The organism is Aeromonas sp. QDB14 (genome assembly GCF_027707845.1).
Classification (GTDB): Bacteria; Pseudomonadota; Gammaproteobacteria; order Enterobacterales; family Aeromonadaceae; genus Aeromonas; species Aeromonas caviae.
Genome location: NZ_JAPCJD010000024.1, coordinates 37753 through 63557 on the forward strand (window position 1 = coordinate 37753; position 25805 = coordinate 63557).

Sequence of the window (25805 nt, forward strand, 5' to 3'; positions counted from 1 at the left end):
GGCAGATAGCAACAGAGCGCCATCAGGCGCTCTGTCTTTTTGCTGTATCCAGCCTTGGGCTGACCAGCAGGGTAATCCCCTGGGCACATCAGGCTATCTGGTAGCGCCCCGGCTTGTGATTGAGTGTCAACACCAGATTACAGATGATGGCTGCCACCACGGAAAGCACCAGCAGCCAGGGGGAGACCACGAAGAAAGAGGCGACGACGATGGCGCAATCCAGCCCCATTTGCAGCTTGCCTGCCCGCACACCCCATCTGTCCTGAATGAAGAGCGCCAGGATGTTGAAGCCCCCCAGGCTCGCCTTGTGGCGGAACATGATGAGCAGCCCCATGCCGATCAGGGTGCCGCCGATCAGCGCCGCATAGACGGGTTCGATCTTGCCGATTTGCAGCACGGCGTTGAGGTGATCCGTCATGAAGGAGACGGTGGCCACGGCGGCAAAGGTATTGAGGGTGAAGCGCGGCCCCATTCTGAGCCAGGCCAGGGCATAGAAAGGCAGGTTCATGGCGAAGAACAGCAGGCCGAAGCTGATGCCGGTCACCTGTTGCAGCAGCAGCGCCAAGCCGGCGGTGCCACCGGTGAGCAGGCCGACCTGATGGAACAGGAAGATGCCGAGGGAAACGAAGCCTGCTGCGGTCAGCAAGGCGAGCACATCCTCATACAGTGGGTGCGCAGAGCGTGAAGTGTTGTCCATAACCAGGTATCCAGTCGCGAAGCAAGAGAGTGTTGGCCGCCCGTCGGGCGGAGCGAGCCCCGTTAACCGGGGCTTCGTTATGCCGACAGTCTCCATTTTGAGTGAGATGGATCACAAGTCCCACCCTTCACGCGCCAAAATGGTGCGCGTCATCCAGGCGTTACAATCCTTGCACCAAAATGTCCCACACTCACCGCCGGCCTGATGCTGAAAACCTGAAACGGGCCGCTGCCCCCGCGCCCGAATCGTTCTAGAATGAGTCGCTTGTCACTGCCAGCGGAACAACAGCGGATGAGAGTCACCGTATTCGGAATAGGTTATGTCGGGTTGGTTCAGGCCGCCGTACTGGCGGAGATGGGGCACAAGGTGGCCTGCGTGGATGTGGATACCGACAAGGTCGCGGGCCTGAAAGAGGGGCGCATTCCCCTCTTCGAGCCCGGCCTCGCCCCTCTGGTGCAGCGCAACCATCAGGCCGGTCGCCTGATCTTCACCACAGACCCGGCCCGGGCGGTGGAGTTTGCCGAGCTTATCTTCATCGCGGTCGGAACGCCGCCGGACGAGGACGGGTCCGCCGACCTCCATCAGGTGATGACGGTGGCGGACACCATAGGCCGCCTGATGCAAGGGGGCAAGGTGGTGGTCAACAAGAGCACTGTCCCTGTCGGCACCGCCAGCCGGGTACGGCGACACATTGCGGAGCGCCTCGCCGACCGTGGTCTCGACCTTCCGCTCGACGTGGTTTCCAACCCCGAATTTCTGAAGGAGGGCGCCGCCGTCGCCGACTGCCTACGGCCGGATCGCATCATCATCGGCACCGACTCCGATCACGCCTTCTCCCTGCTGGAGGAGCTCTACGCCCCCTTCAACCGCAAGCGAGACCGCATCCTGCGGATGGATGCACGCAGCGCCGAACTGACCAAGTACGCCGCCAACGCCATGCTGGCGACCCGCATCTCCTTCATGAACGAGATGGCCACCCTGGCCGAAGCCCTGGGCGCCGACATCGAGGAGGTGCGCAAGGGCATTGGTGCCGATCCGCGCATCGGCCACCACTTCATCTACCCGGGCTGCGGTTATGGCGGATCCTGCTTCCCCAAGGATGTCAGGGCGCTGATCCACACCGCGAAGGAGGCGGGGTGCGAGCCCCCCCTGCTGCGCTCGGTGGAGCAGGTCAACGAGGCGCAGAAGCACAGGCTCATGACCCGGCTGCACCACCATTTTGGTGCCAGTCTGTCGGGGCGCACCTTCGCGTTATGGGGACTCGCCTTCAAACCCAATACCGACGACATGCGCGAAGCCCCGAGCAGGGTGCTGATGGAGGCGATCTGGGCGGCAGGAGGCAAGGTGCAGGCGTTCGACCCCGAGGCCATGACCGAGGCCGCCCGCCTCTATGGCCAGCGGGCAGATTTGATCCTGTGCGACACCCAGGAAGCCGCCCTTCAGGGGGCTGATGCCCTGCTCGTCTGCACAGAGTGGCAACAGTTCCGCGCACCGGATTTCGACCTGCTTCGCCAGACCCTGAAGCAGGCCATCATCTTCGACGGCCGCAACCTCTATGATCCGGCCCGTCTGCGCCAGCGCGGTTTCACCTACTATGCCATCGGCCGTGGCGATAGCCTGACCCATCAGGAGGAGCGATGAAGTACCTCGTCACCGGCGCCGCCGGGTTTATCGGATTTCATGTGGCGTGCAGGCTCTGTGGCGACGGCCATCAGGTGGTGGGGATAGACAACCTCAACGACTACTACGCGGTGAGTCTCAAGGAGGCGCGCCTCGCCCTGCTCACGCCCCTGCCCGGCTTTCGCTTCGAGCGCACCGATCTCGCGGACCGCGCGGCCATGGCTTCGCTCTTTGCCCGCGAGCAGTTTGACCGGGTGATCCATCTGGGGGCCCAGGCCGGGGTGCGCTACTCCCTAGACAACCCCTTCGCCTACGCCGACAGCAACCTCACAGGCCACCTTACCGTGCTGGAGGGGTGTCGCCAGACCCGGGTGCAGCATCTGGTCTATGCCTCCTCCAGCTCGGTCTACGGGCTGAACGAACAGATGCCGTTCAAGCCGTCCGATGGGGCGGATCATCCCGTCTCCCTCTATGCGGCGAGCAAGAAGGCGGGGGAGCTGATGGCCCACTCCTACTCCCATCTCTACGGCCTGCCCACCACCGGGCTGCGCTTTTTCACCGTCTACGGCCCCTGGGGTCGGCCCGACATGGCCCTGTTCAAGTTCGTGCACGCCATCCTGAACGGCGACCCCATCGACCTCTATAATCAGGGCCAGCTCAGCCGGGATTTCACCCATGTCGACGACATCGTCGAGGGGATAGTGCGCATCGCAGACCGCCCCCCCGCGGGCGATGCCCACTGGCAGGGGGCCCCGGACGCCAGCCCGGCCCCCTATCGCCTCTTCAACATCGGCAACGGCAGCCCGGTCAGGCTGCTGGACTTCGTGGATGCCATCGAGTCGGCCCTCGGCAAACGGGCCATCCGCAACATGCTGCCCATGCAGCCCGGCGACGTGCTCGCCACCTGGGCCGACACCCGCTCGTTGTTTGACGTCACGGGCTATCGCCCCCGTGTCGGGCTCAAGGAAGGGGTCGACGGCTTTGTCCGCTGGTATCGGGACTACTACCGGGTCTGAGCCAGGCGAGGTGGCAGGGTCCCCTGGCTCAGACCCTGCGCTCAGGATGAAGGGGTATAGCTGAAGGGCACCATGGAGGGGAAGAGCCCACGGCAGGCGGATTTAAGAGCCTGCGGGCCTGCCAGCAGCCAGTCGGTACGGTGACGGTTGCCGAGGTTTTCCATCTTCGCGGGGTCAAAACACCTCACCATCAGGTCGGCGCTCCCCAGTACCCAGCGCCCGGGGGCAGCCTCTATCCAGGCGGCAGCTTCCCGGGCCTGCTCCCCGTCTCCCATCAGATAAGGGTAATGTTTCACTGGTTGCAGGCTAAACAGCAGATGCTGCTCCTTGAAGCCCGCCAGCAGCAGTTCATCCCCCGCGGGCACCCTCTGCGCCGCCAATGCCATGACTGCCTGAGGGGTGCGCACCTCGTTGAGGCGCACGCTGATCCAGCAGGAGTAGATCAGCCACCCCACCGCCAGGGAGCAGAGAATGGCGGTCAGTGGCGCCCGGCGAAGCCAGGCATTGATCAGCAGCAAGGATCCCCCCAGCACCAGCAGGGGAAGCCAGGGATCCGGCCCCAGTTCCCCCAGACGGCTGGCCACTCTGTCGCTAAATGCGAGCACCAGAGCCCCCACCAGCCCAGCCCCTCCCAGCAGCCAGCCGAGCCCGGCCAGCAGTCGCCCCGGCCAGACCCGGACCAGCAGGGTGCCGATGAAGGGTGCGGTCAGGAGCGCCAGGGCGGGCGTACCGGGCGTGATGTAGACGCCCCGCTTGCCTGGCGAGCAGGAGAAAAACAGCACCACCAGCATCAGATAACCCAGCAGCAGCAGGATACGCCTGTCCTGCGCCCGAATGGCGCGCCGCCAGGCCACTACCAGCCAGGGCAGCAGCAGGGAGAGCGGCAGCCAGAACGGCGGGATCACCGAGGTGAGGTAGTACCAGAAGGGTTTGACGTGGTGCCAGGCGCTGGTATAGCGAGTCACCGTCTGGCGCAGCAATATGTTGTCTCTGTAGGCCAGCAGGAGGGGATCCCCGCTTCGGGTCACGGCCTCCAGCATGGGGACCAGCCAGAGGCTCATCGCCAGGGCCATGGCCAGCGGCCCGAGCAGGGCCTTCAGCCAGGCTGACAACGGCGCGGCGCGGATTTGTGCCCTGTGGGTCCAGAGCGCGGGAAGCAGCACCAGCAGGGCCAGTACTCCCACCCCCTTGGTGATGACGCCAAGCCCCGCGGCAAACCAGCCGAGCCAGTACCAGCGCCACCCTCCCTCGCAGAGCAGGAAGCGCAGAAAACCATAGAGACCGAGGGTGATGAAGGCCGTCGCCAGGGCATCGATCTGCGCCGTCTTGGCCTGCAGGGTGAACTGGACGGTAAAGAGCAGCAGCAAGCCCGCCAGAAATCCCGTCGCCGGATCCCACAGGCGGCGCCCCAGATCCCACACCAGCAAGATGGTCAGCAAGCCAGACAGCAGGGAAGGCAGCAGAAAGGCCACCTTGATGGAGCCAGTCAACACATAACCGATCGCGATCCCCCACATAAAGAGCGGCGGCTTGTCCGGATAGAGCTCCCCGCCGCGCATGGGGAAGAGCCACTGGCCGCTCTCCACCATCTCCCGGGCGATCAGGGCGAAGCGCGGCTCGTCCGCCGGCCAGGGGTCCCGCAGACCCAGCCCGGCCCCCAGCACCACCAGCGCGATCAGCAGCAACCAGCCAAGGGACGTCTGATTAAGCAAGGTGCGATCACTCACCATGACGAGCCTCCCCGGTCACTCCCTTGTCACGCCGCCAGCCCCGATGCTGGATATCGAGATAGAGGCTGTAGAGCGCGGTAAAAGTGGGGAAGAGGTTTTGCAGCACGCCGACGGAGTCCTGCTTGGGAGAGAAGGTGAAGTAGCTGAGCGTCATCAGGCTGCCAAGCACGCTCATGTACCAGAACAGGCGCGGGATGACGGGTCGTCCCGCCCGCCTGGACGCCAGAAACTGCACCAGCCAGCGTCCGCCGAACATCAGCGCCCCCGTGTAGCCGATCAGCTTCCAGCCGGTGACGTGCACCCCGGTCCAGTCCAGCCAGTCGATGGGGGCAGACAGCCAGGCGTCCATCACTCCAGCATCTCCCGGATTTCAACCACCTTGGAGCGGCGCTGCAACCACCAGACCCCGACCACGTCCACCAGCCCGACCCAGAGCCGGTTCCAGACCCCGTATTTGGAGATGCCCGCCTGGCGTGGCCTGTGGTTGACCGGCCAGGGCGCCATGCGCCCCCCTTGAGCCTGGATCAGCGCGGGGATGTAGCGGTGCATGTGATTGAAGGCTGGCAGTTTCAGATACCAGTCGCGACGCACGACCTTGAGCCCGCAGCCGGTATCCGGAATGCCGTCACGCAGCAGCAGGTCGCGAAAGCCGTTGGCCAGCGTTGAAGAGAGACGCTTGACCCAGTCGTCGCGGCGGTTGACCCTGTGGCCGATGAGGCCCACCTGGTATGGATCGCTCTGGTAGCGGCGCATCGCCTCCTCCAGCATGGCGGGAATGTCGGCGGGATCGTTCTGACCATCGCCGTCGAGTACCACCAGCCAGTCGCCACGCCCGTGGCGCACCCCGCTCAGCACCGCCATGCTCTGGCCCACGGCATGGACATGGCACAGCACCTTCAGCCTGGTGAAACGCGTCTGCAAATCGCGCAGCACCACATGACTGCCGTCCACGCTGCCATCGTCCACATAGATAAGTTCGTACTCGAACCTGCCCCCAAGGGCGGCATCTATTTCGCCGACGAGCGGGGCCAGATTGTCCCGTTCATCCTTGGCGGGTACCACGACAGAGATATCGACCGATTCGACCATATGCATATCCTGCCCTCATCCGAGGCGCTATCGACTCACCCGGCAGACCCGACGACATTGCATCGTGGCCTGGCTGACATCATGCAAATACAAGGCGTTAGAAAACAACTGTGTCAGCATATTGAACCTCAATTAACAAATCTGTCAAAGCAGTCACTGACCCGGGAGCCATACCGCCTCTCCCCTGCACCAAAAGTTCCATACCGTTTTCATCTCTGTTGCTCACCCACATAACCAGATGTTCCATCTGCTGGCTGGCGTCCCTCCCCGGATCGGGCCTATATGTTGCGGATACCAAAGACGAGGTTTCCATGAAAAAACGACTCTGGGGCTGGGGACTCCTGATACTGCTGGCCACCACTTCCCACGCAGATCTCTTTCGTCAGGCCCCCAAGGCCATGAGCGCACTGCGCCAGGGCGCCGCCATGGAACAGGGCAATCCGAGGCAGGCCATCGCCCACTACTGCACCGCCGCCAACCTTGGCAACCCGGAAGCCTATTACCGCATCGGCCGCCTGCTGGCCCGCGGCCCCCAGGGGATCCGCAATGCCCGCAGCGCCAACGCCTACCTGGCCATGGCCATGCGCCTTGGCAACCAGCAGGCCGCCCGTTACTACAACGAGCGGGTCGGCAATGCCCCCCTGGGTACCTGCGGCATCGGAGGCGGTGGCGGTGGTGCTCCCTGGGTACGCCCCAGTACCCCCTTCGATCAGGAGCGCTACCTGGCCAGACAGTCACAGGCCAAGCAAAAGCTGGCCGTCATGATCCGCCAGGCCGCCCAGCGTCACAAAGTGGACCCCCAGCTCGCCCTGGCCATCGCCATCGCCGAATCCAATCTGAACAGCACCGCCGTCTCCCCCAAGCAGGCGCAGGGCGTCATGCAGCTCATTCCCGAAACCCAGGCCCGCTTCGGCGTGACCCGGCCGTTCGATGCCCAGCAGAACATCCGTGGTGCCATGATCTACCTGAAGTGGCTGGAGAAGCAGTTCGGTCCGGACTGGGTGAGGATCAGCGCCGCCTACAACGCCGGGGAGCAAGCCGTGCTGCGCCACGGCGGTGTGCCGCCCTATCAGGAAACCCAGGAGTATGTGCAGCGGGTGCTCTACTACTCGGGGCAGGATCCTGACAAACCTGCCCGTCGCAGCTCACCGCGCTGAGCTTGCCCGGTTGCCCCTCTTCCCTCGCGCCTGTCGGCCGTCCCGGCCTGCGGCGCCCGGCTTTGCCGCCCCTGTCCCATTGGTTTACAATCGACGGGTTTTTTGGAACCGGGTTGACGGCCCGTCGACCCGGCCCCACCACGACATCAGTTTGTTAATGCCAAGACATTAAACTGCTGAAAGGAAGAGAATTAGCCAATGGCTCAATTTATTTACACCATGAACAGGGTTGGCAAGGTCGTGCCGCCCAAGCGTCATATTCTCAAGAACATCTCCCTCTCCTTCTTCCCGGGGGCCAAAATAGGCGTGCTGGGTCTGAACGGCGCCGGGAAATCGACCCTGCTGCGCATCATGGCGGGTATCGACACCGAGATCGAAGGGGAAGCCCGTCCGCAGCCCGGCATCAAGATCGGCTACCTACCCCAGGAGCCGAAGCTGGATCCGGAGCAGACCGTACGCGAAGCGGTCGAAGAGGCGGTCGGCGACGTCAAACGCGCCATGGCGCGCCTCGACGAGGTCTATGCAGCCTATGCCGACCCGGATGCGGATTTTGACAAGCTGGCCCGCGAACAGGGCGAGCTGGAAGCCATCATCGCCGCCCAGGGCGGCCACAACATGGAAAACCAGCTGGAGCGCGCGGCCGATGCCCTGCGCCTGCCGGCCTGGGATGCCCAGATCAAGCACCTCTCCGGTGGTGAGCGCCGCCGCGTGGCCCTGTGCCGCCTGCTGCTGGAAAAACCGGACATGCTGCTGCTGGACGAACCGACCAACCACCTGGATGCGGAATCCGTGGCCTGGCTGGAGCGCTTCCTGCACGACTACGAAGGCACCGTCGTGGCCATCACCCACGACCGCTACTTCCTCGACAACGTGGCGGGCTGGATCCTGGAGCTGGACCGCGGCGAAGGCATCCCCTGGGAGGGCAACTACTCCTCCTGGCTGGAGCAAAAAGATGCCCGTCTGGCCCAGGAAGCCAGTTCCGAAGCCGCCCGTCGCAAGTCCATCGAGAAGGAACTGGAGTGGGTTCGTCAGAACCCGAAAGGCCGTCAGGCCAAATCCAAGGCTCGTATGGCTCGCTTCGAAGAGCTCAACACCAACGACTACCAGAAGCGCAACGAGACCAACGAGCTGTTCATTCCGCCCGGACCGCGCCTGGGCGACAAGGTGGTGGAGGTGGCCAACCTCTGCAAGTCCTATGGCGACCGCCAGCTGATCGACGATCTCTCCTTCTCCATTCCGAAGGGTGCCATCGTCGGCATCATCGGTCCGAACGGTGCCGGTAAATCGACCCTGTTCCGCATGATGTCGGGTCAGGAGCAGCCGGATTCCGGTTCCATCACCCTGGGTGACACCGTGGTGCTGGCCTCCGTGGATCAGTTCCGCGACAGCATGAACGACAAGAAGACGGTGTTCGAGGAAGTCGCCGACGGCCAGGACATCCTGCGCATCGGCAACTACGAGTTCCCGAGCCGCGCCTACATCGGCCGCTTCAACTTCAAGGGTTCCGACCAGCAGAAGCGGGTCGGCGAGCTCTCCGGTGGTGAACGTGGCCGTCTGCACCTGGCCAAGCTGCTGCAGACCGGCGGCAACGTGCTGCTGCTGGATGAACCGACCAACGATCTGGACATCGAAACCCTGCGCGCCCTCGAGAACGCCCTGCTGGAGTTCCCGGGTTGCGCCATGGTCATCTCCCACGACCGCTGGTTCCTCGACCGCATCGCCACCCACATTCTGGACTACCAGGACGAGGGCAAGATCGAGTTCTTTGAAGGCAACTTCACCGAATACGAAGAGTGGAAGAAGAAGACCTACGGTGCCGAGGCTATCCAGCCGCGCCGCGCCAAGTACAAGCGCATTGCCAAGTAAGGCGAGGCAACAGCCGCGCCGCCAGGCATGACGTCACAAGGGGAGCCGGGGCTCCCCTTTTTTGCCTCTTCTGACTTACAATCTCCACCTATTCCCCAGCGATAGCGACCCATGACCCAAGCCTCCACCACCAGACTCACCATCCAGATCCGGCTCGAACCCGGCTGCCTGGGGCCGGATGGCAAGCAGCACATCGATACCTTCTGCGCGGCCGCCAACCGGATCCTCGCCGCCATCGAACCCCGACGGGTGCACTGGGTGCTGCTGCCCCGCCATGACAAGCAACTGGCCGAGCAGGCCTACTTCCTTGATGGCCGCCCCTTGAGTGAAACCCAGGCCACCCTGCTGCTGCAACGCATGGGGTTGGCCCTCGATCCCTTGCTGGAGCAAAGCGATGCCGTGCTGAGCCAGCTTATCGAACGCTACCAGAAAAACCGTTGATCCCGATGTGGAAACGGGGCTCTATTGGTCCCCTTTCTCCGGCCTCCGGGAGAAAACGTTTGAATTTTTACTCTATTCATTGATCCGCCTCGCACATCCGGGGTTTGTAAACCTGGCCGCCTGTGTGAAAATGTGCGCGCTGTCACGGTATCAGGACGAGTCTGGTCACTTCACCGCCAGAATCAGGGTCCGTCGCCCCGCATGGATGGGCCGGGCCCCCTGCTGCCTATTTCACGTCACCCATTGGAATCCAACATGAATCAACCACATCACGCTACCGGGCAGACCGCCAGCCCGGCTGCCGGGCAGGGATTGCTCGAGCGCCTGTTTGCCCTGCGCGGTCATGGCACCACGGCCCGCACCGAGGTGATCGCCGGCATCACCACCTTCCTGACCATGGTCTACATCGTCTTCGTCAACCCGCAGATCCTCTCTGCGGCAGGCATGGATACCCAGGCCGTGTTCGTTACCACCTGCCTCATCGCCGGCATCGGCAGCATCCTGATGGGTCTGCTGGCCAACCTGCCCATCGCCCTGGCTCCCGCCATGGGCCTCAACGCCTTCTTCGCCTTCGTGGTGGTGGCCGGCATGGGCTACTCCTGGCAAGTGGGCATGGGCACCATCTTCTGGGGTGCGCTGGGCCTGCTGATCCTGACCCTGCTGCGGGTACGCTACTGGCTCATCGCCAACATTCCCCTGACACTTCGGGTCGGCATCACCGCCGGCATCGGTCTGCTCATCGCCCTGCTCGGCCTGCACAATGCCGGCATCGTGGTCGCGAGCCCCGCCACCATGGTGACCGTGGGCAACCTCACCTCCCTGCCCTGCCTGCTGGGGCTGCTCGGTTTCTTCCTGATCTGCATCTTCTCCGCCCGCGGCGTCCACTCAGCCGTGCTCATCGCCATCGTGGTGACCACCACCCTGGGCTGGCTGTTCGGCGACGTCACCTTCAAGGGCTTCGTCTCCGTGCCGCCGAGCATTACACCGGTCTTCGGCCAGCTGGACCTGATGGGATCGCTGGACATCAGCCTCGCCGGGATCATCTTCTCCTTCATGCTGGTCAACCTGTTCGACTCTTCCGGCACCCTGATCGGCGTGACCAACCGCGCCAAGCTGGCCGATGACAAGGGGCACTTCCCGCGCATGAAGCAGGCCCTGGTGGTGGACAGCGTCAGCTCCGTCGGCGGCGCCTTCATGGGGACCTCGTCCGTGACGGCATACATCGAGAGCAGCTCCGGCGTCGCCGTCGGTGGTCGCACCGGCCTGACCGCCATCGTGGTGGGCATCCTCTTCCTGCTAGCCATCTTCTTCTCTCCGGTGGCCGCCATGGTGCCGGCGTATGCCGCAGCGGGGGCCCTCATCTACGTGGGCGTGCTGATGTGCTCCGAGCTGACCCGGGTGAAGTGGGAAGACCTGACCGAAGCGGTGCCGGCCTTCATGACCGCGGTGATGATGCCGTTCAGCTTCTCCATCACCGAGGGGATCGCCGTGGGCTTCATCTCCTACTGCGTGATGAAGGCAGGCACCGGCCGCTGGCGCGAGATCAACCCCTGCGTGCTGGTGGTGGCCCTGCTCTTCGTCCTCAAGTTTGTCTGGGTCGATGCCCACTGATTTTTCTTCCATGGAAAGAAAACCAGACTCTGAAAACAAAAATGCCCGTCATCGACGGGCATTTTTTTATGGCGGGTACAGGGCTCAGCGAATGCCGCGGGCCTCACGGATCCACTCCCAGGCCTGCTGGATCTCCTGGGTCTTCTCCTTGGCCATCTCCATCATCTCGGGGGGCAATCCCTTGGCGGCCAGCTTGTCAGGGTGATGCTTGCTCATCTCCTTGCGATAGGCACGCTTGATCTCCTGATCGCTGTCGCTCTCGTTCACCCCGAGCAACTGATAGGCATCCTTGAGGCGATCCCGGGAGGGGGGCTCCTGGCGGTACTGCTGTCCGCCGTGCCCGCCATCCTGATACTGGCCACCGTGCGCCCGGTTGAAGAAGTTCATCTGCGCCTCGGCCATCGCCAGAATGCGGGCCAGCTCGATGCGACTGAACCCCAGCTCGTCGGCGATGGTTTGCAGGATGGCCCGCTCGTTCGCCTCCACCTGACCGTCGGCGAAGGCGGCCTGCAGCTGGACCTCGAGGAAGAAGCGCAGGATGTCGCGCTGCCCCAGGCTCGCCTGGCGAAACTCCGCCAGGGTCTCGCGCAGGGGGAAGTCACTCTCCTTGCCAAGGCGGAACGACTCCTGAGCCCGTACCCGCTGCTCTCCGGCCAGACGCATCCTATCCATCAGGTTGGACGCGACCCGTATTTCGTGCTCGGTGACCTGGCCGCTCGCCTTGGCGATGTGGCCCATGACGGCGAAGGTGGCATGGAAAAAGACGGCCTGTTGCTGCTGGCTGGGTGCCCGCTGGAAGGCCCCGCGGATCCCCATGCCCCGATCGAAGCGATGGCCGATCCACAGGCCCAGCAGGGCACCGAAGATGTTGCCGAGCAGAAAACCGAAGAAGGTGCCAAGCACCTTGCCCCAAATACGCATGGTTCAAGACCTCGTGATGTTAATGGGTGCCGGCGAGCAGTTTCTCGTCCAGCTCGCGCAGCCGATCCACTGTGCCGATGTCGCGCCACTCGCCTGCCAGCAGGCTGCCACCCACCCGTCCCTGCGCCATCCAGTCGCGCAGCAGGGGGGCCAGCTTGCGCGCCCCGCAGGGCAAGCCAGCAAAGGCAGCGGGGTGATAGAGGCCGACGCCGCTGAAGGTGAGGGCCGGGGTGTCCAGCACCCGACCCGCTTGCAGGGAGAAGTCCCCTTTCGGATGCTGGGGAGGGTTGGGCACCAGCCAGAGGTGGGCGAGATCCTCCCCAAGCGGCTGGCTCACCAGAGCGCGATAATCCAGGTCGAGCCAGGTATCGCCGTTGATCACCAGAAAGGGTTCGCTGCCCAGCAGGGGCAGCGCCTGCACGATGCCGCCGGCGGTCTCGAGCGCGCTCTCTTCGGCCGACCAGTGGATGGATACCCCGAGCGCACTGCCATCGCCGAGGGCCGCCACCAGCTTGTGTCCGAGCCAGGCGTGGTTGATCACAAGCTGGGTCACCCCGGCAGCAGCCAGCTTCTCGATGTGGTGCACGATGAGCGGCTTGCCCCCCGCCGCCAGCAGCGGCTTGGGCAGCAGATCGGTGAGCGGGCGCATCCGCTCCCCCCGCCCCGCGGCCAGGATCATCGCCTTCATGGTGTCACCCCGGTGCGCGCCAATCCGGGCAGCACCACCTGCTCCAGCCACTGGCCGAAGCGGGCCAGCACCGGATAGGCGGCGCCATGGCTGCGACAGACATCGACCACATAGCCGAGGGTGCGGGGAATGTCCTTGAGGTAGCCGGCCTTGCCATCGCGGTGATAGAGGCGGGTGAAGAGACCCGCCGCCTTGAGATGGCGCTGCATGCCGGTGAGATCGGCTGCGCGACGAAACGCGGCATAGTCCAGATTGCCGAGCAGGCCGGCCCCTTGCAGGGTGTCGAAGCCAAGTCGCATGCCCTGCTCGATCACCGCGTCCGGCCAGCGCACGTAGCAGTCTTTGAGCAGGGAAACCAGGTCATAGCTCAGCGGCCCGATGACCATGTCCTGGAAGTCAATAAGGGCGAGGTCGCTCTCCGTCGGGTTCATCCCGCCGCACACCATCAGGTTGCGGCTGTGGAAGTCCCGGTGCATCACTCCTTGTGGCTGGGCCTGGTTGCTCGCCGTGAGGCAGGCGAAGGTCTCCGCCAGCAACTGCTGCTCTTCATCACTCAGGGTCAGTTGCAGGTGATGTCCCAGCAACCACTCGGGGAAGATGGCATTTTCGCGGGCCATGAAGGCCTCATCGAAGGGCTCGAGCTCGAGCGTCACGGTGCCGAGCCTTGGCAACAGGGCGATGGCCTTGCCATACCAGGCCAGTACGCTCGCTTCGTTCAGGCAGCCGATAAGCTGGGTATCCCCCAGGTCCGTCACCGCCAGCAATCCCTGCTCGTAGTCGACCCCCTTTACCTCGGGGGCCAGCAGCCCCGCATCGTGCAGGGCGGCCGCATTGCGAACGAATTCATGATTTTTTTCGGTTTTCGGATTAGCATCCACCCACACCAGACCGCCGCCCCGGAAGTAGCGGCGGAAACTGGCGTCACCGGAAATAAGCGTCAACGAGAGGTTGGCGTCACCGGAAATCCGGCGAGCCCATTGCAAAAGCAGGGAAGCGCGATCGTGCATGAGTCGGGAACCAAATTGGAAAGCAGCACTTGGCTGTTAGCCCTGGCCGCAATAATGCTTTATCATTGCCGGCTAACATAAAGCAATGACATGCAATGTCAACTCGATGGATCCTGACATAAAATGCATGCCCTGAATCCACCGTTTTTACTACGGATTGCGCGAGCCTTTCACATGACAAAATGGACACTGGGATACTCCTGTCCCATCGCCCTGACCATCAGCCTTGTTCCTGCCCTGAGCCCGCTCATGGCCCAGGCAGCGCCACTCAATGCGCCACCCGCTACCGGGATCCTCGACAGCCTCTGCTATGACTATGTTCCCAAGATAGAGAAGCCCAGTGCGGACCAGGACGCCAATGCCCAGCCCGTCGAGGTGGATGCCGATCGCCTGGAGGCCAAGCAGGGCGGTACCGCCGTCTACGAGGGTGACGTCAAGGTGCGCCAGGGCGTGCGCAAGTTCGACTCCGACTATGCCCAGCTCGACCAGAAGAGCCGGGATGTCATCGCCATCGGCAACATCTATTACAACGATGGCCAGATCACGGTCACCAGCGACAAAACCCTGAAATCCAACCTGGACACCAAGAACTCCGAGCTGGAAGAGGGCAAGTATCAGGTCCATGGCTCACCGGTGCGCGGCTTCGCCGAAAAGGTGACCATGACCAACAACAACCAGAACATCACTCTGGAAGGGGCCCAGTACACCACCTGCCCACCGGGCCAGGAGGCCTGGACCCTGAAGGCCGGCAGCATCGACATCGATCAGTCCGAGGTATTCGGGGAGGCCTGGAACGCCAGCCTCTGGCTCTATGACTATCCGGTCTTCTACTTCCCCTATATCAACTTCCCCATCAAGGATGAGCGCAAGACCGGTCTGCTCTACCCGGGCTATACCCAAAGCTCCAAGAACGGTATGGACATCACCCAGCCGTTCTACTGGAACATCGCCCCCAACTACGATGCCACCATCACCTCCCGCTTCATGGACAGACGGGGCCTGATGGAACAGGTCGAGTTCCGCTACATGCCGGACCCGGCCCACGTGGGGAGCCTCTACTTCGAGAACCTGGCGGACGACAAGCAGTACGACGAGACGGCCAGCCTCAATCAGCATCTCTCTGATGGTCACCGTTACCTGCTCAGTGCCCGCCACACCTCCATGTTCATGGACAACGCCATGCGGGTGTCGGTGGACTACACCAAGGTACGGGACCAGGACTACAACTACTTCAACGACTTCACCCCCAAGGTGGGGACCCAGGTCGACAACCAGTTGCAGCAATCCCTGAAGGCGGGTTACTACCAGCAGAACTGGAACCTCGATGCCGAGGTACGGACCTACCAGATCCTGCTGGCCAGCGCACAGCAGCCCCACGAGCTGATGCCGCGCATCAACCACAACTACTACCAGCAGGGCAGCTGGTACGATCTGGCCTGGAATACCGAACTGACCAACTTCGGCTACAACAACGATCAGGCCATCGAGCAGAACAAGGGTGAAGCCTACACCGGCACCCGGGTCTACACGGCCCCCACCCTGACCATCCCTCTCGTTGACGAGGCGGGTTACTTCCTCGACAGCCAGTACAAGCTGATGTACACCCGTTACGACCAGACGGTGCCTGACCAGATGAGCAGCACCTTCACCAATCGTTTCACCCCGAGAGAGGGCGGCGACGTCACCCTGGAAGAGGGGACCATCACCCGGGTACTGCCCTCGTTCCGTCTCAAGGGCGGCATGACCTTCGAGCGGGATCAGCAGTGGTTTGGCGAGGGCGCCAACCAGACCCTGGAGCCTGAATTCCAGTACCTCTATGTGCCCTACAAGGATCAGGACAACATTGGTGTCTATGACTCCACCACCATGCGCCAGGACTACTACAGCCTCTTCAGCGATCGCCGCTTCGCCGGTCTGGACCGCATCAGCGACTCCAACCGGCTCTCCTTGGGGGTCACCACCCGCATTTATGATCCGGCCGGGGATGAACGAATCCGGTTGGCCGTTGCCCAAGCCTTCGACTTCGTGGCGCCCAGGGTCAAGCTTTACAGCAGCGATGAGCTGAGTACCAATACCCGCTCCCCGCTGTCGTTCGAGGGTGACGCCAAGATCAACGAGCAGTGGTATGCCCATGCGGGGGCACAATATGATATGGAACAGCGCCAGATAAGCTCTGCCAACAGCGCCCTGGAATACCGTCACGAGAAGTTGATCAGCCAGTTGAACCACCGCTTCGTGCGGGATGCCAACTACGACCTCGACCACAAGGGCCAGGTGACGGATCTCAACCAGATCGGCCTGCTGCTGACCACCCCGCTGGACGATCGCTGGCACCTTTATGGCGGCTACTATCAGGAGCTCAACCAGAACGTCAAAGTGGACCGCAAAGTGGGTCTGAAATACGACTCCTGCTGCTGGAGCATCAACTTCAACCTGGAATGGGTCAACACGCCAGACAACGTGAACCTGACCCCGACGTCCGAGCGCAGCCTCGGCATTCAATTTGAAATGAAAGGATTGGGTAGCGTGGGTACCGGCTCCAAGGGCACCTCCCTGGACACCGAAGCACTGCCTTACATTCGTCCGTTTAACCTGCGAGACCAGTAATCGGTCTGGCAAACGCCTTGAGAGATGGATATGAAGAAGACGTTGATTTCCCTGCTGACCGCAGGCCTGTTCGGAGTCATGAGCCAGGGTGCCCTCGCCGCCCCCGAGCTGATGGACAAGGTGCTGGCCGTGGTCAACAAGGATGTGGTGCTGGCCAGTCAGCAGGAGGCCCTGGTGCAAAAGGTCAAGGCCTCCGCCCAGGAGAGCGGCCAGTCCCTGCCCGATGACGTCACCCTGCGCAAGCAGGCGCTGGATCGCCTGATCCAGGAGAGCCTGCAACTGCAACTGGCGGAGCGCCAGGGGCTCAAGATCAGTGACACCCAGCTGGAACAGGCCATTCAGAGCATCGCCGCCGACAACAAGATGAACCTGGAGCAACTGCGCGCCCAACTGGAGCGGGAAGGCCTGACCTACGCCCAGTACCGTGAGGAGGTGCGCCGCGAGATCCTGATGAACGAGGTGCGCCGCAGCCAGGTCCGCCGTCGCATCAACATCTCCGATCAGGAGGTCAAGCAGGTGGTCGAGGCCCTGAGCAAACAGGGCCAGCAGCAGACGTCATATCATATCGGCCATATCCAGGTCGCGCTGCCGGACAACCCGAATGCCGAGCAGCTCAACGCTGCCAAGGCCAAGATCGAGCGCATTCTGGCGTCCCTGAAAGAGGGGGCCGACTTCCGCAAGCTGGCCATTGCCGAGAGTAACGGTCCCAAGGCGCTGGAAGGGGGTGACTGGGGCTGGTTGAGCCCGCAGGAGATGCCCACCCTGATGGCGGAAGCCGTGCAAGGGGCCGGCAAGGGTGACATCGTCGGCCCGCTGCGCTCCGGCGCCGGTCTGCACATCATCAAGATCTTCGACACCAAGGGTCAGCAACAGGTCATGCAGACCGAGGTGAAGGCGCGCCACATCCTGATCAAGCCCTCCATCATCCTGAGCGAGGAGAAGGCCAAGGGCACCCTGGACGGCATCCTGCACGACATCAAGAGCGGCAAGGCCAGCTTTGCCAGCATGGCAGAGAAATACTCCGAGGATCCGGGCTCTGCGGTGCAGGGTGGCGAGCTGGGCTGGTCTGATCCCAACGTCTATGTGCCGGAATTCCGCGACATGCTGGGGCGCCTGCAACCGGGCCAGATCAGCGAACCCTTCCGCACCAGCCACGGCTGGCACATCGTGCAGCTCGAGGATCGCCGCAGCCAGGACGCCACCGGCAAGGCCCAGGAGCAACGCGCCTACCAGCTCATCTTCAACCGCCGCTTCGCCGAAGAGTCCCAGGCCTGGCTGGATGAGCTGCGCGACGAAGCCTACATCCAGATCGAACCCAATTGATGGGCGACAAGCAGATGAACAAGGCGCATCCAGGGCACGCCGAGGCACAGCTGAGCTGCCACCGGCTTGCCATCACCCCGGGTGAACCGGCTGGCATAGGCCCGGATCTGGTCCTGCAGATTGCCCAGCGGGCCTGGCCCCATCAGCTGGTTGTGATCGCCGATCCCGCCCTGTTGCGCGAACGGGCCGCCCTGCTGGGGCTGTCCGTCGAGCTTGAACCCTATGACGAAAGCGCCCCCACCCGTCCGCAGCGGGCGGGGACTCTGACCGTCTGCCCCGTGCCGCTCGGCGCCCCCGTGGTGCCAGGCAAGCTGGATGAGGGCAACGGCGCCTATGTGCTGGCTACCTTGCAGCGCGCCTGCGACGGCAACCTGAGCGGCGAATTTGCCGCCGTGGTGACCGGGCCGGTGCACAAGGGGATCATCAACCAGGCGGGCGTCTCGTTCAGCGGTCACACCGAGTTCTTCGCCCAGCAGTCCGACACCGCCGATGTGGTGATGCTGCTGGCCACCGAAGGGCTGAGAGTGGCCCTCGCGACCACCCATATTCCCCTTGCCTATGTGGCCAAGGCCATCACTGAGGATCGCCTTGGCAAGGTGATCCGCATCCTGGATGCGGATCTCAAGCGCAAATTCGGCATCGAACAGCCCCGGATCTATGTCTGCGGCCTCAATCCCCATGCCGGGGAAGGGGGTCATCTGGGCCGTGAAGAGATCGATGTCATCGAACCCGCCCTGGTCGCCCTGCGCCAGGAAGGGATCGATCTGGTCGGCCCGCTGCCGGCCGATACCCTGTTCCAGGACAAATACCTCAAGGATGCGGATGCGGTACTCGCCATGTACCACGATCAGGGGCTGCCCGTGCTCAAGTACAAGGGCTTTGGCAACTCGGTCAACATCACCCTCGGACTTCCCTTCATCCGTACCTCGGTGGACCACGGCACCGCGCTGGATCTGGCAGGCAAGAACCTGGCAGACCCCGGCAGCCTCACCACCGCGATCAACCACGCCATCCAGATGGTAGAGAAAAAAAGATATGAGCAGTAAGGTGCACATGGGCCACACGGCCCGTAAGCGTTTCGGTCAGAACTTCTTGCACGACCGGTATGTGATCGACCAGATAGTGGCCGCCATCAACCCGCAACCGGGTCAGAATCTGGTGGAGATAGGCCCGGGTCTGGCCGCGCTCACCGAGCCGGTCGCCGCCCAGATGGACAAGATGACCGTGGTCGAGCTGGACCGGGATCTTGCCGCACGTCTGCGCGAACACCCGACCCTGAAAGAGAAGCTGACCGTCATCGAAGCCGATGCCATGCGCTTTGACTTCAGTACCCTGATGGGGGAAGGCAAGGGGCCGCTGCGCATCTTCGGCAACCTGCCCTACAACATCTCCACCCCGCTCATCTTCCACCTGTGCGAATTTGCCGACCGGGTGGAGGACATGCACTTCATGCTGCAAAAGGAAGTGGTGCTGCGTCTGGCCGCCGGCCCGGGCAGCAAGGCCTATGGCCGTCTGAGCGTGATGACCCAGTACTACTGTCAGGTAGTGCCGGTGCTGGAAGTGGGCCCGGGCGCCTTCAAGCCGGCGCCGAAGGTGGATTCCGCCGTGGTGCGTCTGATCCCGCACAAGAACCCGACTATCGTCGCGAAAGACATTCGTTGCTTGAACCGGGTCTGCACCGAGGGCTTCGGCCAGCGTCGCAAGACCATTCGCAACAGCTTCTCCAACTTCATCACCGACGCCCAGCTGACCGAGCTTGGCATCGATGGCAACCTGCGCCCGGAGAATCTCTCCCTCGAGCAGTTCGTCACGATCGCCAACTGGCTGGCCGACCAGCAACAGGCCTGATCCCATGACCCAAGCCCGGATAGTGGTCCGCCCCCACCCCAGCTATGTGGCGGGAACCGCAGATCCCTACCATTTTCTCTATCGCATCGAGATTGAGAACCTGGGTCCGGGCACGGTGCAACTGCTGCATCGACGCTGGCTCATTACGGATGCCAATGGCAAGATGCTGGAAGTGGAAGGTCCCGGCGTGGTCGGTGAACAACCCCTGATCGCCCCCGGCGAGACCTTTTCCTACCAGAGTGGCGTTCCCCTCGCCACACCGCTTGGCGTGATGGAAGGCAGCTACATCCTGCAGGATGAATCGGGGCAACGATTCGAAGCCCCCATCGCCCCCTTCACGCTGGCCGTCCCCAACATAATCAACTGAGGTTTCATGGCGAACTGTTTCGTCGGTGATATCCAGGGCTGCTACGACGATTTGCGCCGTCTGCTGGATCTTGCCGAGTTCGACTTCGATAACGACACGCTCTGGCTGTGCGGCGATCTCGTCGCCCGGGGGCCGGACTCCCTCAACACCCTGCGTTTCGTCAAATCACTGGGACAGCAGGCCGTCACCGTGCTCGGCAACCACGACCTGCACCTGCTGGCGGTGGCCCACGGAGTCGTCCCGCTCAAGAAGAAAGACAAGCTGCAGGCGCTGATGGAGGCGCCGGATCGGGACGAGCTGCTGGAGTGGCTACGTCACCGTCCCCTGCTGGCAGAACACCCCGACCTGCCCATCATGATGGTGCATGCGGGCCTCTCCCCCGCCTGGGACGCCCACACCGCCCGCAGTTGTGCCCGGGAGGTGGAGAGTCTGCTGCGCGGGGATCAGTACAGCTGGCTGCTGCACAACATGTATGGCGATCAGCCCGACAGCTGGAACGACAACCTGCTGGGCATAGAGCGTTACCGCTACATCATCAACAGCTTCACCCGGATGCGCTTTTGCTACTTCGACGGGCGCCTCGACTTCAAATGCAAGAAGGGCCCCACCGAATCGACCCCGGGCCTGCGCCCCTGGTTCGAGCAGCGCGAGCACCATGTGGATGACCCCATCCTGGTCTTCGGCCACTGGGCGGCCCTGATGGGCAACACCGGCAAATCCGATATCAAGGGACTCGACACCGGGTGCGTCTGGGGCAACAGCCTCACCCTGTGGCGCTACGAGGACGACGCCCTGATCGCCACCCCCTGCCCGGCCTATGCCAAGTAGAGCGGCTCTTTGCGGAACATGGGAATGATCCGCCGTTGAGAGGAGAGCAATGCCCTCTCCTGCGAAATGGAGCTGAAAACAGAACGGGCCCGGCAATGCCGGGCCCGTTTTTTCATGATGAGCGGATCAGAGCCTGCGCCCCAGCCGTTTCTCGACCTGGCGCCGCTCCCATTCCGGGCCAAACAGCTTGAAGGGCTGGAACAGGTTGATGGCGTGAGAAGCCAGCCCCAGCCCCCATCCCAGCATGGGCCACCAGGCCCAGATATAGTCCGGGTTGCTCAGGTAGTTGATGACAAACAGCCCCCCTATCACCAGCACATAGCTCATGAGGTGGCCGTAGAAGCCCCTGAGCCCCTCCACGAACTTCATCGCCTCCCGCTCATCCCGCGCCACCTGCACGCGTCCCCGATCTTCGCCCTCATTCCCTTTCATCTCGCTCTCCTGCAGTTGGATCACATCGAGCTCGAAGACGGCGGCCAGGGCCTTGAGGGATTCCAGTCCGGGTTGCTGGCCCTGCTCTATTCGCTGAATGGTGCGAACGCTCAGGCCAGTGAGGGTCGCCAGCTGTTCCTGGGACCATCCCCGTTGCAATCTCAACTTCCTGACGATCATCTTGCGCTCCTTGTGGTGATTGACAGGGCCAGCATAGGGGAAGGGGATGAGAGGCGACACGACAGATGGCCGACACTCACCTGACTTCCTTTAAAAATCATAAACTTACTACCACGCAATCGTGGCTTTTGCGCCCCGAGCAGCCAGGCTTGGCGTGCCGCTGGCGGCCAGGCGTCGCGGGGGTTACAACCCCTGCATCAGCTCGGCACCAATCTCGAAGGAGCGCAGGCGCGCCTGATGATCGACGATGGGGCCGTTGAACATCAGCTCGTCCGCTCCGGTCTCTGCCAGCAGAGCCTTGAGGCCGTGGCGTACCCGATCCGGCTCCCCCACCAGGGAGCGAGCCAGGGTCTGCTCCATCGCCATCAATTCGCGGGGAGACCACTCATCCCCCAGCGTCTGCACCGGCAGTGGCAGCTTGCCGGCATCCCCCCGGTAGAGACGCAGGAACTGCTGCTGCAGGGTGGTGAACAGGAAGCGGGCCTCACGATCGGTGTCGGCGGCGATCAGATTGACGCACACCACCGCATGGGGTTTGGGCCAGCGGGCAGAGGGACGGTATTGGGTACGGTAGATCTCCAGCGCCTGCAGCAACATGGCGGGAGCGAAGTGGGAAGCAAAGCCGAACGGCAACCCCATGGCCGCTGCCAGTTGGGCACTGTAGAGGCTGGAGCCCAGCAGCCAGATGGGCACATGGAGTCCCTGACCCGGCACCGCCTGCACGGCACCGACCTCGTCGCCGAAATAACTCATCAGTTCGCGCACATCCGCCGGGAAGTCATCCACCTCGCCGCTGCGCTGGCGGCGCAGCGCCTGCATGGTGCGCTGATCGCTGCCAGGGGCGCGGCCCAGGCCGAGATCGATGCGCTCCGGATAGAGGGAACTCAGCGTACCGAACTGCTCCGCAATGACCAGGGGGGAGTGGTTCGGCAACATGATGCCGCCAGCCCCGAGCCGCAACGTCGTGGTGCCCCCGGCCAGGTGGCCAATCAGCACCGCTGTGGCGGCGCTGGCAATGCCCGGCATGTTGTGGTGCTCCGCCAGCCAGTAGCGGTGGTAACCCCAGCGCTCCGCATGGCGAGCCAGATCCAGCGAGTGGCGAAACGACTCGGCCGGCAGACCACCTTCGGGAACGGGCACCAGATCCAGCACAGAATAGGGGACGACAGACATGGGACACTCCATTGGTTCACAGGGCGTTTATCAGGGGAGCAATGTAGCACGAGATATCTGGACGAATCATCTCACCACAGGGCAAGGGGGCAGCCCGGAGGCCGACTGTTGATTTCGGGCCGAAGAGCGCAAGATCGAGTCCTAGGCTTTTTGTCATCCAGCAAGCACACTGTTAGGTGACCAATACGGCGATCGCCAGGGGACAAGGATCCGTCCATGACAAACGCAAGTCTCAGTCGCAGACCCTTTTACGTACACATTGCCACCCTTTTCATCCTGCTCTTCTCCTTGCTGGGAGGCGCACTCATCGTGCTGCAGTTCCAGCAGGGCATGCAGCAGGGGCTGGAGCACGAACGTCAAAGCTTCCAGCAATACCGGGAGCAGCTTGCCCTCGCCATCAAGCTGAACCAGCGGCCGGCCCGCATGTCCCTGAATCTGCTGCGCAGCGGCCAGCTGTCCGCCATGACAGACCTCGAGACGCGGCTAGCCTTCCTGCCCCAGCTGGCGGAAGTGCTGGCCAACAGCACCAGTTACGGTGCCATCTATGCCGGTTACGAGGACGGCGATTTCTTTCTGGTTCGCAAGCTGACCGAACGAGCGAGAGGGGCGCTGGAGGCGCCTCCGCCCGAGAGCCGCCTGCTGGTCCAGAGCCTGCATCAGGGACAGGGAGAGTTCCTCTATTTCGACCAGCGGCTGCGGCTGCTGGAGCGGCGCCCCATGCCGGACTACCGTTTCGATCCGCGAGATCGGGGCTGGTACAAGGAGGCGCGCTGGAGCACGGGCATCATAGTGACCCACCCCTACCTCTTCTTCACTACCCGGGAGCCAGGCATGACACTGGCGGTGGAGAGCGACAATCGCCGGGCGGTGATCGGGCTCGATGCGGGCGTGGAGGGGCTCTCTTCCCTCATCGGCGAGTTGCCCCTGCCCGGTCACAGCCAGCTGGTGCTGTTTGACGAGGTCGGGACCCTGCTGGCCACGGATCCCGAGCGCCTCCCAAGCTTCGAGCAACTGAGCCGCCTGCCCATGCTGTCGGCCCTCAATCACCCCATTCTCACCAGGCTGCAACAGGAGATGGCCGCGCGGCCTGCCCTGCTGCATCACCCCGCCGAGCTGACCCTGGCAACGGTTCAGGGTCAGGAGTGGCTGGTCAATCTCTCCTCCCTCGGGGAAGAGTCCCCGTTTTATCTCGCCCTCCTGGTGCCCACCGAGGTGCTCACCGCCCCGGCGCGCCAGGATGCGCTGCACAATCTCGCCTGGGCCCTTGCCGGTCTGCTGCTCCTGCTGCCCGTCATCTGGCTGGCTGCCCGGCGCACTGCCGCCCCCTTGTTGGTATTGACCGGGGAGGCTGAGCGGATCCAGCACTTCGACTTTGGCGAAAGCCCGGGGCCGGATTCGGCGATCCGCGAAATTGACGACCTCGCCCGCGCCATGTCCAGCATGCGCCTGACCCTCGGCAATTTCATGAACATGGGCCGGGCGCTGGCAGCAGAGCATCGATTCGATTCATTGCTCAGCCGCATCCTGCACGAGACGGTGGCGGCAGCCCAGGCCGAGGGCGGCTGCCTCTTCCTGGCCCAGGAGAGCGAGATGCAGGCCGTTCACGCCATCTGGCAGGGGCAGCCGCTGGCGTGCGAACAGGTACAGTGGCAGGCGGCGCTGCTCGGCGGTCTCTACCACACGGAGCGCCTCTGCCTGCCCCTCGACGAGGCACAGTGGGCCCGCTACCTCACCGACTGGGGCCCCTTCCCCGGTGCCTGCCAACTGCTGGTCGAGCCCCTTCACAACCACCGTCAGGAGCTGATCGGCTGCCTGCTGCTGATCCTGCCAGACTGCTCGGCCCGCGAACTGGCCTCGCGCATCAGCCTCATCGAGGCACTGGCGGGCACCTCCTCCTCCGCCATCGAAAACCAGCGCCTGCTGGAGGAGCAGAAGCAACTGCTGGAAGCCTTCATCGAGCTCATCGCCGGTGCCATCGATGCCAAGAGCCCCTACACCGGCGGCCACTGCCAGCGGGTGCCGGAACTGGCCAGGATGCTGACCCAGGCTGCCTGCGCACAGCAGACGGGGCCCTTTGCCGATTTCCGGCTCAACGAAGAGGAGTGGGAGGCCATCCATATCGCGAGCTGGCTGCACGACTGCGGCAAGGTCACCACCCCGGAGTTCGTGGTGGACAAGGCGACCAAACTCGAGACCATTTACGACAGGATCCACGAGATCCGCACTCGCTTCGAGGTGCTCAAGCGGGATGCCCACATCGAGGCACTCTGCGCCCTGCTGCCCCCATCCAGGCAGCAGGCCGCCCTCGAGGCCGTGATCCCCCTCTGGCACACCCTAGATCAGGAGTTTGCCTTCGTGGCCGAGTGCAATCTGGGGGGCGAGTGGATGGCGCCGGAGAAGCTCGCCAGGCTGGATGCCATTGCCAGCCGCACCTGGTTGCGCACTCTGGACGATCGGCTCGGCATCAGTCAGGAGGAGCGCAAGCGCCACCAGGAGGCCCCTTCTCCCCTCCCCTGCCGCGAGTCGCTGCTCGCCGACAAGGCGGTCCATCTCATCCCTCGCCCCGAGCACGACAATCTCGCCCGACACAACCCATGGAGCTTCAAGGTGCGGGTGCCCACCCACCTCTACAACCGGGGGGAACGCTACAACCTCGCCATCGGCCGCGGCACCCTCACCGAAGAGGAGCGCTACAAGATCAACGATCACATCATCCAGACCATACGCATGCTGGAGAAGCTTCCCTTCCCCCGCCATTTGCGCAAGGTGCCGGAGATTGCGGGGGGCCATCACGAGCGGATGGACGGCACGGGCTATCCGCGCCAGTTGCAAGGGGGGCAGATGAGCATTCCAGCCCGCATCATGGCCATTGCAGACATCTTCGAGGCGCTGACGGCGAGCGATCGCCCCTACAAGTCAGGCAAAACGGTCTCCCAGTCCCTGGCCATCATGGTGAAGATGGTGCAGGAACAGCACATAGACCCAGCCCTGTTTGCCCTCTTCATCGAGAGCGGCATCTGGCGGGACTACGCCAGACGCTTCCTCGCCCCCGAGCAGCTAGACGAGGTCGAATGCCAGGCCCTGCTGGCAGGATCACACTGACCTTCCGCTGACACTCGCCCATAAAAAAAGGTTCATCGCGGCTTTCCGGGGAAGGCCGCCTTGATTTTCAGAAAAAAGTATTCTGAGTCCCTAAATCCATAT

At 63.2% G+C, this 25805-nt stretch carries 22 protein-coding genes; 13 read left to right on the forward strand and 9 right to left on the reverse strand.

From position 1 onward, the window contains the following. Positions 1-88: 88 nt before the first annotated feature. A complete protein-coding gene (locus tag PG887_RS10200) occupies positions 89-697 on the reverse strand; it encodes a YitT family protein (protein WP_010673223.1) in 609 nt (202 codons plus the stop codon). 291 nt (positions 698-988) lie between these two features. Between PG887_RS10200 and PG887_RS10205 the strand changes: the two genes are divergently transcribed. Together PG887_RS10205 and PG887_RS10210 are read left to right on the forward strand one after the other, a co-directional pair. Continuing rightward, on the forward strand, positions 989-2338 hold the full coding sequence (locus PG887_RS10205; protein WP_270821613.1) for a UDP-glucose dehydrogenase family protein: 1350 nt from the start codon (positions 989-991) through the stop codon (positions 2336-2338). Then, entirely contained in the window at positions 2335-3333 is a 999-nt protein-coding gene (locus PG887_RS10210; protein WP_270821615.1) for an NAD-dependent epimerase, read from the forward strand. Before PG887_RS10205 ends, PG887_RS10210 begins: the two co-directional genes overlap by 4 nt. 41 nt (positions 3334-3374) lie before the next feature. Here PG887_RS10210 and PG887_RS10215 read toward each other — a convergent pair whose 3' ends face one another. Genes PG887_RS10215 through PG887_RS10225 form a run of 3 tightly spaced genes read right to left on the reverse strand, consistent with a single transcriptional unit; the run spans position 3375 to position 6152 of the window. Beyond that, on the reverse strand, positions 3375-5063 hold the full coding sequence (locus PG887_RS10215; RefSeq protein ID WP_270821616.1) for an ArnT family glycosyltransferase: 1689 nt from the start codon (positions 5061-5063) through the stop codon (positions 3375-3377). Continuing rightward, the gene (locus PG887_RS10220) at positions 5053-5412 is read right to left on the reverse strand and encodes a lipid-A-disaccharide synthase N-terminal domain-containing protein (RefSeq protein WP_045523761.1); all 360 of its coding nucleotides are present in this window, start codon (positions 5410-5412) and stop codon (positions 5053-5055) included. The genes PG887_RS10215 and PG887_RS10220 overlap by 11 nt, the downstream gene beginning before the upstream one ends. Next, a complete protein-coding gene (locus tag PG887_RS10225) occupies positions 5412-6152 on the reverse strand; it encodes a glycosyltransferase family 2 protein (RefSeq protein ID WP_045523762.1) in 741 nt (246 codons plus the stop codon). The genes PG887_RS10220 and PG887_RS10225 overlap by 1 nt, the downstream gene beginning before the upstream one ends. Before the next feature lie 311 nt (positions 6153-6463). Between PG887_RS10225 and PG887_RS10230 the strand changes: the two genes are divergently transcribed. From PG887_RS10230 to PG887_RS10245, 4 genes are all read left to right on the forward strand, one after another. Continuing rightward, positions 6464-7309 carry a lytic transglycosylase domain-containing protein gene (locus tag PG887_RS10230; protein ID WP_270821618.1) on the forward strand — a complete coding sequence of 282 codons (846 nt, stop codon included), beginning with the start codon at positions 6464-6466 and terminating at the stop codon, positions 7307-7309. Positions 7310-7507: 198 nt separating this feature from the next. Next, the gene (gene ettA / locus PG887_RS10235) at positions 7508-9175 is read left to right on the forward strand and encodes an energy-dependent translational throttle protein EttA (RefSeq protein WP_010673216.1); all 1668 of its coding nucleotides are present in this window, start codon (positions 7508-7510) and stop codon (positions 9173-9175) included. Positions 9176-9286: 111 nt separating this feature from the next. Continuing rightward, entirely contained in the window at positions 9287-9616 is a 330-nt protein-coding gene (locus PG887_RS10240) for a hypothetical protein (RefSeq protein WP_039040029.1), read from the forward strand. A gap of 255 nt (positions 9617-9871) precedes the next feature. Next, positions 9872-11227, forward strand: coding sequence for an NCS2 family permease (locus PG887_RS10245; protein WP_104454691.1), 1356 nt, complete (start codon positions 9872-9874; stop codon positions 11225-11227). A gap of 84 nt (positions 11228-11311) precedes the next feature. Here the strand turns inward: PG887_RS10245 and djlA are convergent, their stop codons facing one another. Genes djlA through PG887_RS10260 form a run of 3 tightly spaced genes read right to left on the reverse strand, consistent with a single transcriptional unit; the run spans position 11312 to position 13843 of the window. Then, on the reverse strand, positions 11312-12148 hold the full coding sequence (gene djlA / locus PG887_RS10250) for a co-chaperone DjlA (protein ID WP_202042070.1): 837 nt from the start codon (positions 12146-12148) through the stop codon (positions 11312-11314). Between the two features lie 19 nt (positions 12149-12167). After that, the gene (gene murU, locus PG887_RS10255; RefSeq protein WP_201890655.1) at positions 12168-12836 is read right to left on the reverse strand and encodes an N-acetylmuramate alpha-1-phosphate uridylyltransferase MurU; all 669 of its coding nucleotides are present in this window, start codon (positions 12834-12836) and stop codon (positions 12168-12170) included. After that, the gene (locus tag PG887_RS10260; RefSeq protein ID WP_104454694.1) at positions 12833-13843 is read right to left on the reverse strand and encodes an aminoglycoside phosphotransferase family protein; all 1011 of its coding nucleotides are present in this window, start codon (positions 13841-13843) and stop codon (positions 12833-12835) included. Before PG887_RS10260 ends, murU begins: the two co-directional genes overlap by 4 nt. Before the next feature lie 174 nt (positions 13844-14017). Here PG887_RS10260 and lptD point away from each other — a divergent pair, with 174 nt between their 5' ends. The 6 genes from lptD to PG887_RS10290 are packed head-to-tail and all read left to right on the forward strand — an operon-like array spanning position 14018 to position 20816. Continuing rightward, on the forward strand, positions 14018-16450 hold the full coding sequence (gene lptD, locus PG887_RS10265; RefSeq protein ID WP_039040025.1) for an LPS assembly protein LptD: 2433 nt from the start codon (positions 14018-14020) through the stop codon (positions 16448-16450). Between the two features lie 30 nt (positions 16451-16480). Further along, positions 16481-17773 carry a peptidylprolyl isomerase SurA gene (surA, locus tag PG887_RS10270; RefSeq protein ID WP_010673209.1) on the forward strand — a complete coding sequence of 431 codons (1293 nt, stop codon included), beginning with the start codon at positions 16481-16483 and terminating at the stop codon, positions 17771-17773. A gap of 50 nt (positions 17774-17823) precedes the next feature. After that, complete coding sequence (pdxA, locus tag PG887_RS10275) at positions 17824-18819, forward strand: 4-hydroxythreonine-4-phosphate dehydrogenase PdxA (protein WP_042881321.1); 996 nt, start codon at positions 17824-17826, stop codon at positions 18817-18819. Beyond that, complete coding sequence (gene rsmA, locus PG887_RS10280) at positions 18809-19621, forward strand: 16S rRNA (adenine(1518)-N(6)/adenine(1519)-N(6))-dimethyltransferase RsmA (RefSeq protein ID WP_010673207.1); 813 nt, start codon at positions 18809-18811, stop codon at positions 19619-19621. The genes pdxA and rsmA overlap by 11 nt, the downstream gene beginning before the upstream one ends. A 4-nt stretch (positions 19622-19625) precedes the next feature. Beyond that, entirely contained in the window at positions 19626-19988 is a 363-nt protein-coding gene (gene apaG, locus PG887_RS10285) for a Co2+/Mg2+ efflux protein ApaG (RefSeq protein ID WP_039040023.1), read from the forward strand. A 6-nt stretch (positions 19989-19994) separates the two neighbouring features. Then, the gene (locus PG887_RS10290) at positions 19995-20816 is read left to right on the forward strand and encodes a symmetrical bis(5'-nucleosyl)-tetraphosphatase (protein WP_270821620.1); all 822 of its coding nucleotides are present in this window, start codon (positions 19995-19997) and stop codon (positions 20814-20816) included. Positions 20817-20942: 126 nt separating this feature from the next. Here the strand turns inward: PG887_RS10290 and PG887_RS10295 are convergent, their stop codons facing one another. Both PG887_RS10295 and PG887_RS10300 read right to left on the reverse strand, forming a co-directional pair. Next, the gene (locus PG887_RS10295; protein ID WP_201890650.1) at positions 20943-21428 is read right to left on the reverse strand and encodes a 2TM domain-containing protein; all 486 of its coding nucleotides are present in this window, start codon (positions 21426-21428) and stop codon (positions 20943-20945) included. Positions 21429-21611: 183 nt separating this feature from the next. Next, positions 21612-22601 carry a luciferase-like monooxygenase gene (locus PG887_RS10300; RefSeq protein ID WP_270821621.1) on the reverse strand — a complete coding sequence of 330 codons (990 nt, stop codon included), beginning with the start codon at positions 22599-22601 and terminating at the stop codon, positions 21612-21614. Positions 22602-22817: 216 nt separating this feature from the next. Here PG887_RS10300 and PG887_RS10305 point away from each other — a divergent pair, with 216 nt between their 5' ends. Next, positions 22818-25703 (forward strand): HD domain-containing phosphohydrolase, encoded by a 2886-nt coding sequence (locus PG887_RS10305; protein ID WP_270821622.1) that lies wholly within the window; start codon positions 22818-22820, stop codon positions 25701-25703. The last annotated feature ends 102 nt before the right edge of the window (positions 25704-25805 follow it).

Excerpts from the sequence above, each read along its gene's own strand:
- PG887_RS10200 (WP_010673223.1), bottom strand. The coding sequence starts at position 697 with ATGGACAACACTTCACGCTCTGCGCACCCACTGTATGAGGATGTGCTC.
- PG887_RS10205 (WP_270821613.1), top strand. The coding sequence starts at position 989 with ATGAGAGTCACCGTATTCGGAATAGGTTATGTCGGGTTGGTTCAGGCC.
- PG887_RS10210 (WP_270821615.1), top strand. The coding sequence starts at position 2,335 with ATGAAGTACCTCGTCACCGGCGCCGCCGGGTTTATCGGATTTCATGTG.
- PG887_RS10215 (WP_270821616.1), bottom strand. The coding sequence starts at position 5,063 with ATGGTGAGTGATCGCACCTTGCTTAATCAGACGTCCCTTGGCTGGTTG.
- PG887_RS10220 (WP_045523761.1), bottom strand. The coding sequence starts at position 5,412 with ATGGACGCCTGGCTGTCTGCCCCCATCGACTGGCTGGACTGGACCGGG.
- PG887_RS10225 (WP_045523762.1), bottom strand. The coding sequence starts at position 6,152 with ATGGTCGAATCGGTCGATATCTCTGTCGTGGTACCCGCCAAGGATGAA.
- PG887_RS10230 (WP_270821618.1), top strand. The coding sequence starts at position 6,464 with ATGAAAAAACGACTCTGGGGCTGGGGACTCCTGATACTGCTGGCCACC.
- ettA (WP_010673216.1), top strand. The coding sequence starts at position 7,508 with ATGGCTCAATTTATTTACACCATGAACAGGGTTGGCAAGGTCGTGCCG.
- PG887_RS10240 (WP_039040029.1), top strand. The coding sequence starts at position 9,287 with ATGACCCAAGCCTCCACCACCAGACTCACCATCCAGATCCGGCTCGAA.
- PG887_RS10245 (WP_104454691.1), top strand. The coding sequence starts at position 9,872 with ATGAATCAACCACATCACGCTACCGGGCAGACCGCCAGCCCGGCTGCC.
- djlA (WP_202042070.1), bottom strand. The coding sequence starts at position 12,148 with ATGCGTATTTGGGGCAAGGTGCTTGGCACCTTCTTCGGTTTTCTGCTC.
- murU (WP_201890655.1), bottom strand. The coding sequence starts at position 12,836 with ATGAAGGCGATGATCCTGGCCGCGGGGCGGGGGGAGCGGATGCGCCCG.
- PG887_RS10260 (WP_104454694.1), bottom strand. The coding sequence starts at position 13,843 with ATGCACGATCGCGCTTCCCTGCTTTTGCAATGGGCTCGCCGGATTTCC.
- lptD (WP_039040025.1), top strand. The coding sequence starts at position 14,018 with ATGACAAAATGGACACTGGGATACTCCTGTCCCATCGCCCTGACCATC.
- surA (WP_010673209.1), top strand. The coding sequence starts at position 16,481 with ATGAAGAAGACGTTGATTTCCCTGCTGACCGCAGGCCTGTTCGGAGTC.
- rsmA (WP_010673207.1), top strand. The coding sequence starts at position 18,809 with ATGAGCAGTAAGGTGCACATGGGCCACACGGCCCGTAAGCGTTTCGGT.
- apaG (WP_039040023.1), top strand. The coding sequence starts at position 19,626 with ATGACCCAAGCCCGGATAGTGGTCCGCCCCCACCCCAGCTATGTGGCG.
- PG887_RS10290 (WP_270821620.1), top strand. The coding sequence starts at position 19,995 with ATGGCGAACTGTTTCGTCGGTGATATCCAGGGCTGCTACGACGATTTG.
- PG887_RS10295 (WP_201890650.1), bottom strand. The coding sequence starts at position 21,428 with ATGATCGTCAGGAAGTTGAGATTGCAACGGGGATGGTCCCAGGAACAG.
- PG887_RS10300 (WP_270821621.1), bottom strand. The coding sequence starts at position 22,601 with ATGTCTGTCGTCCCCTATTCTGTGCTGGATCTGGTGCCCGTTCCCGAA.
- PG887_RS10305 (WP_270821622.1), top strand. The coding sequence starts at position 22,818 with ATGACAAACGCAAGTCTCAGTCGCAGACCCTTTTACGTACACATTGCC.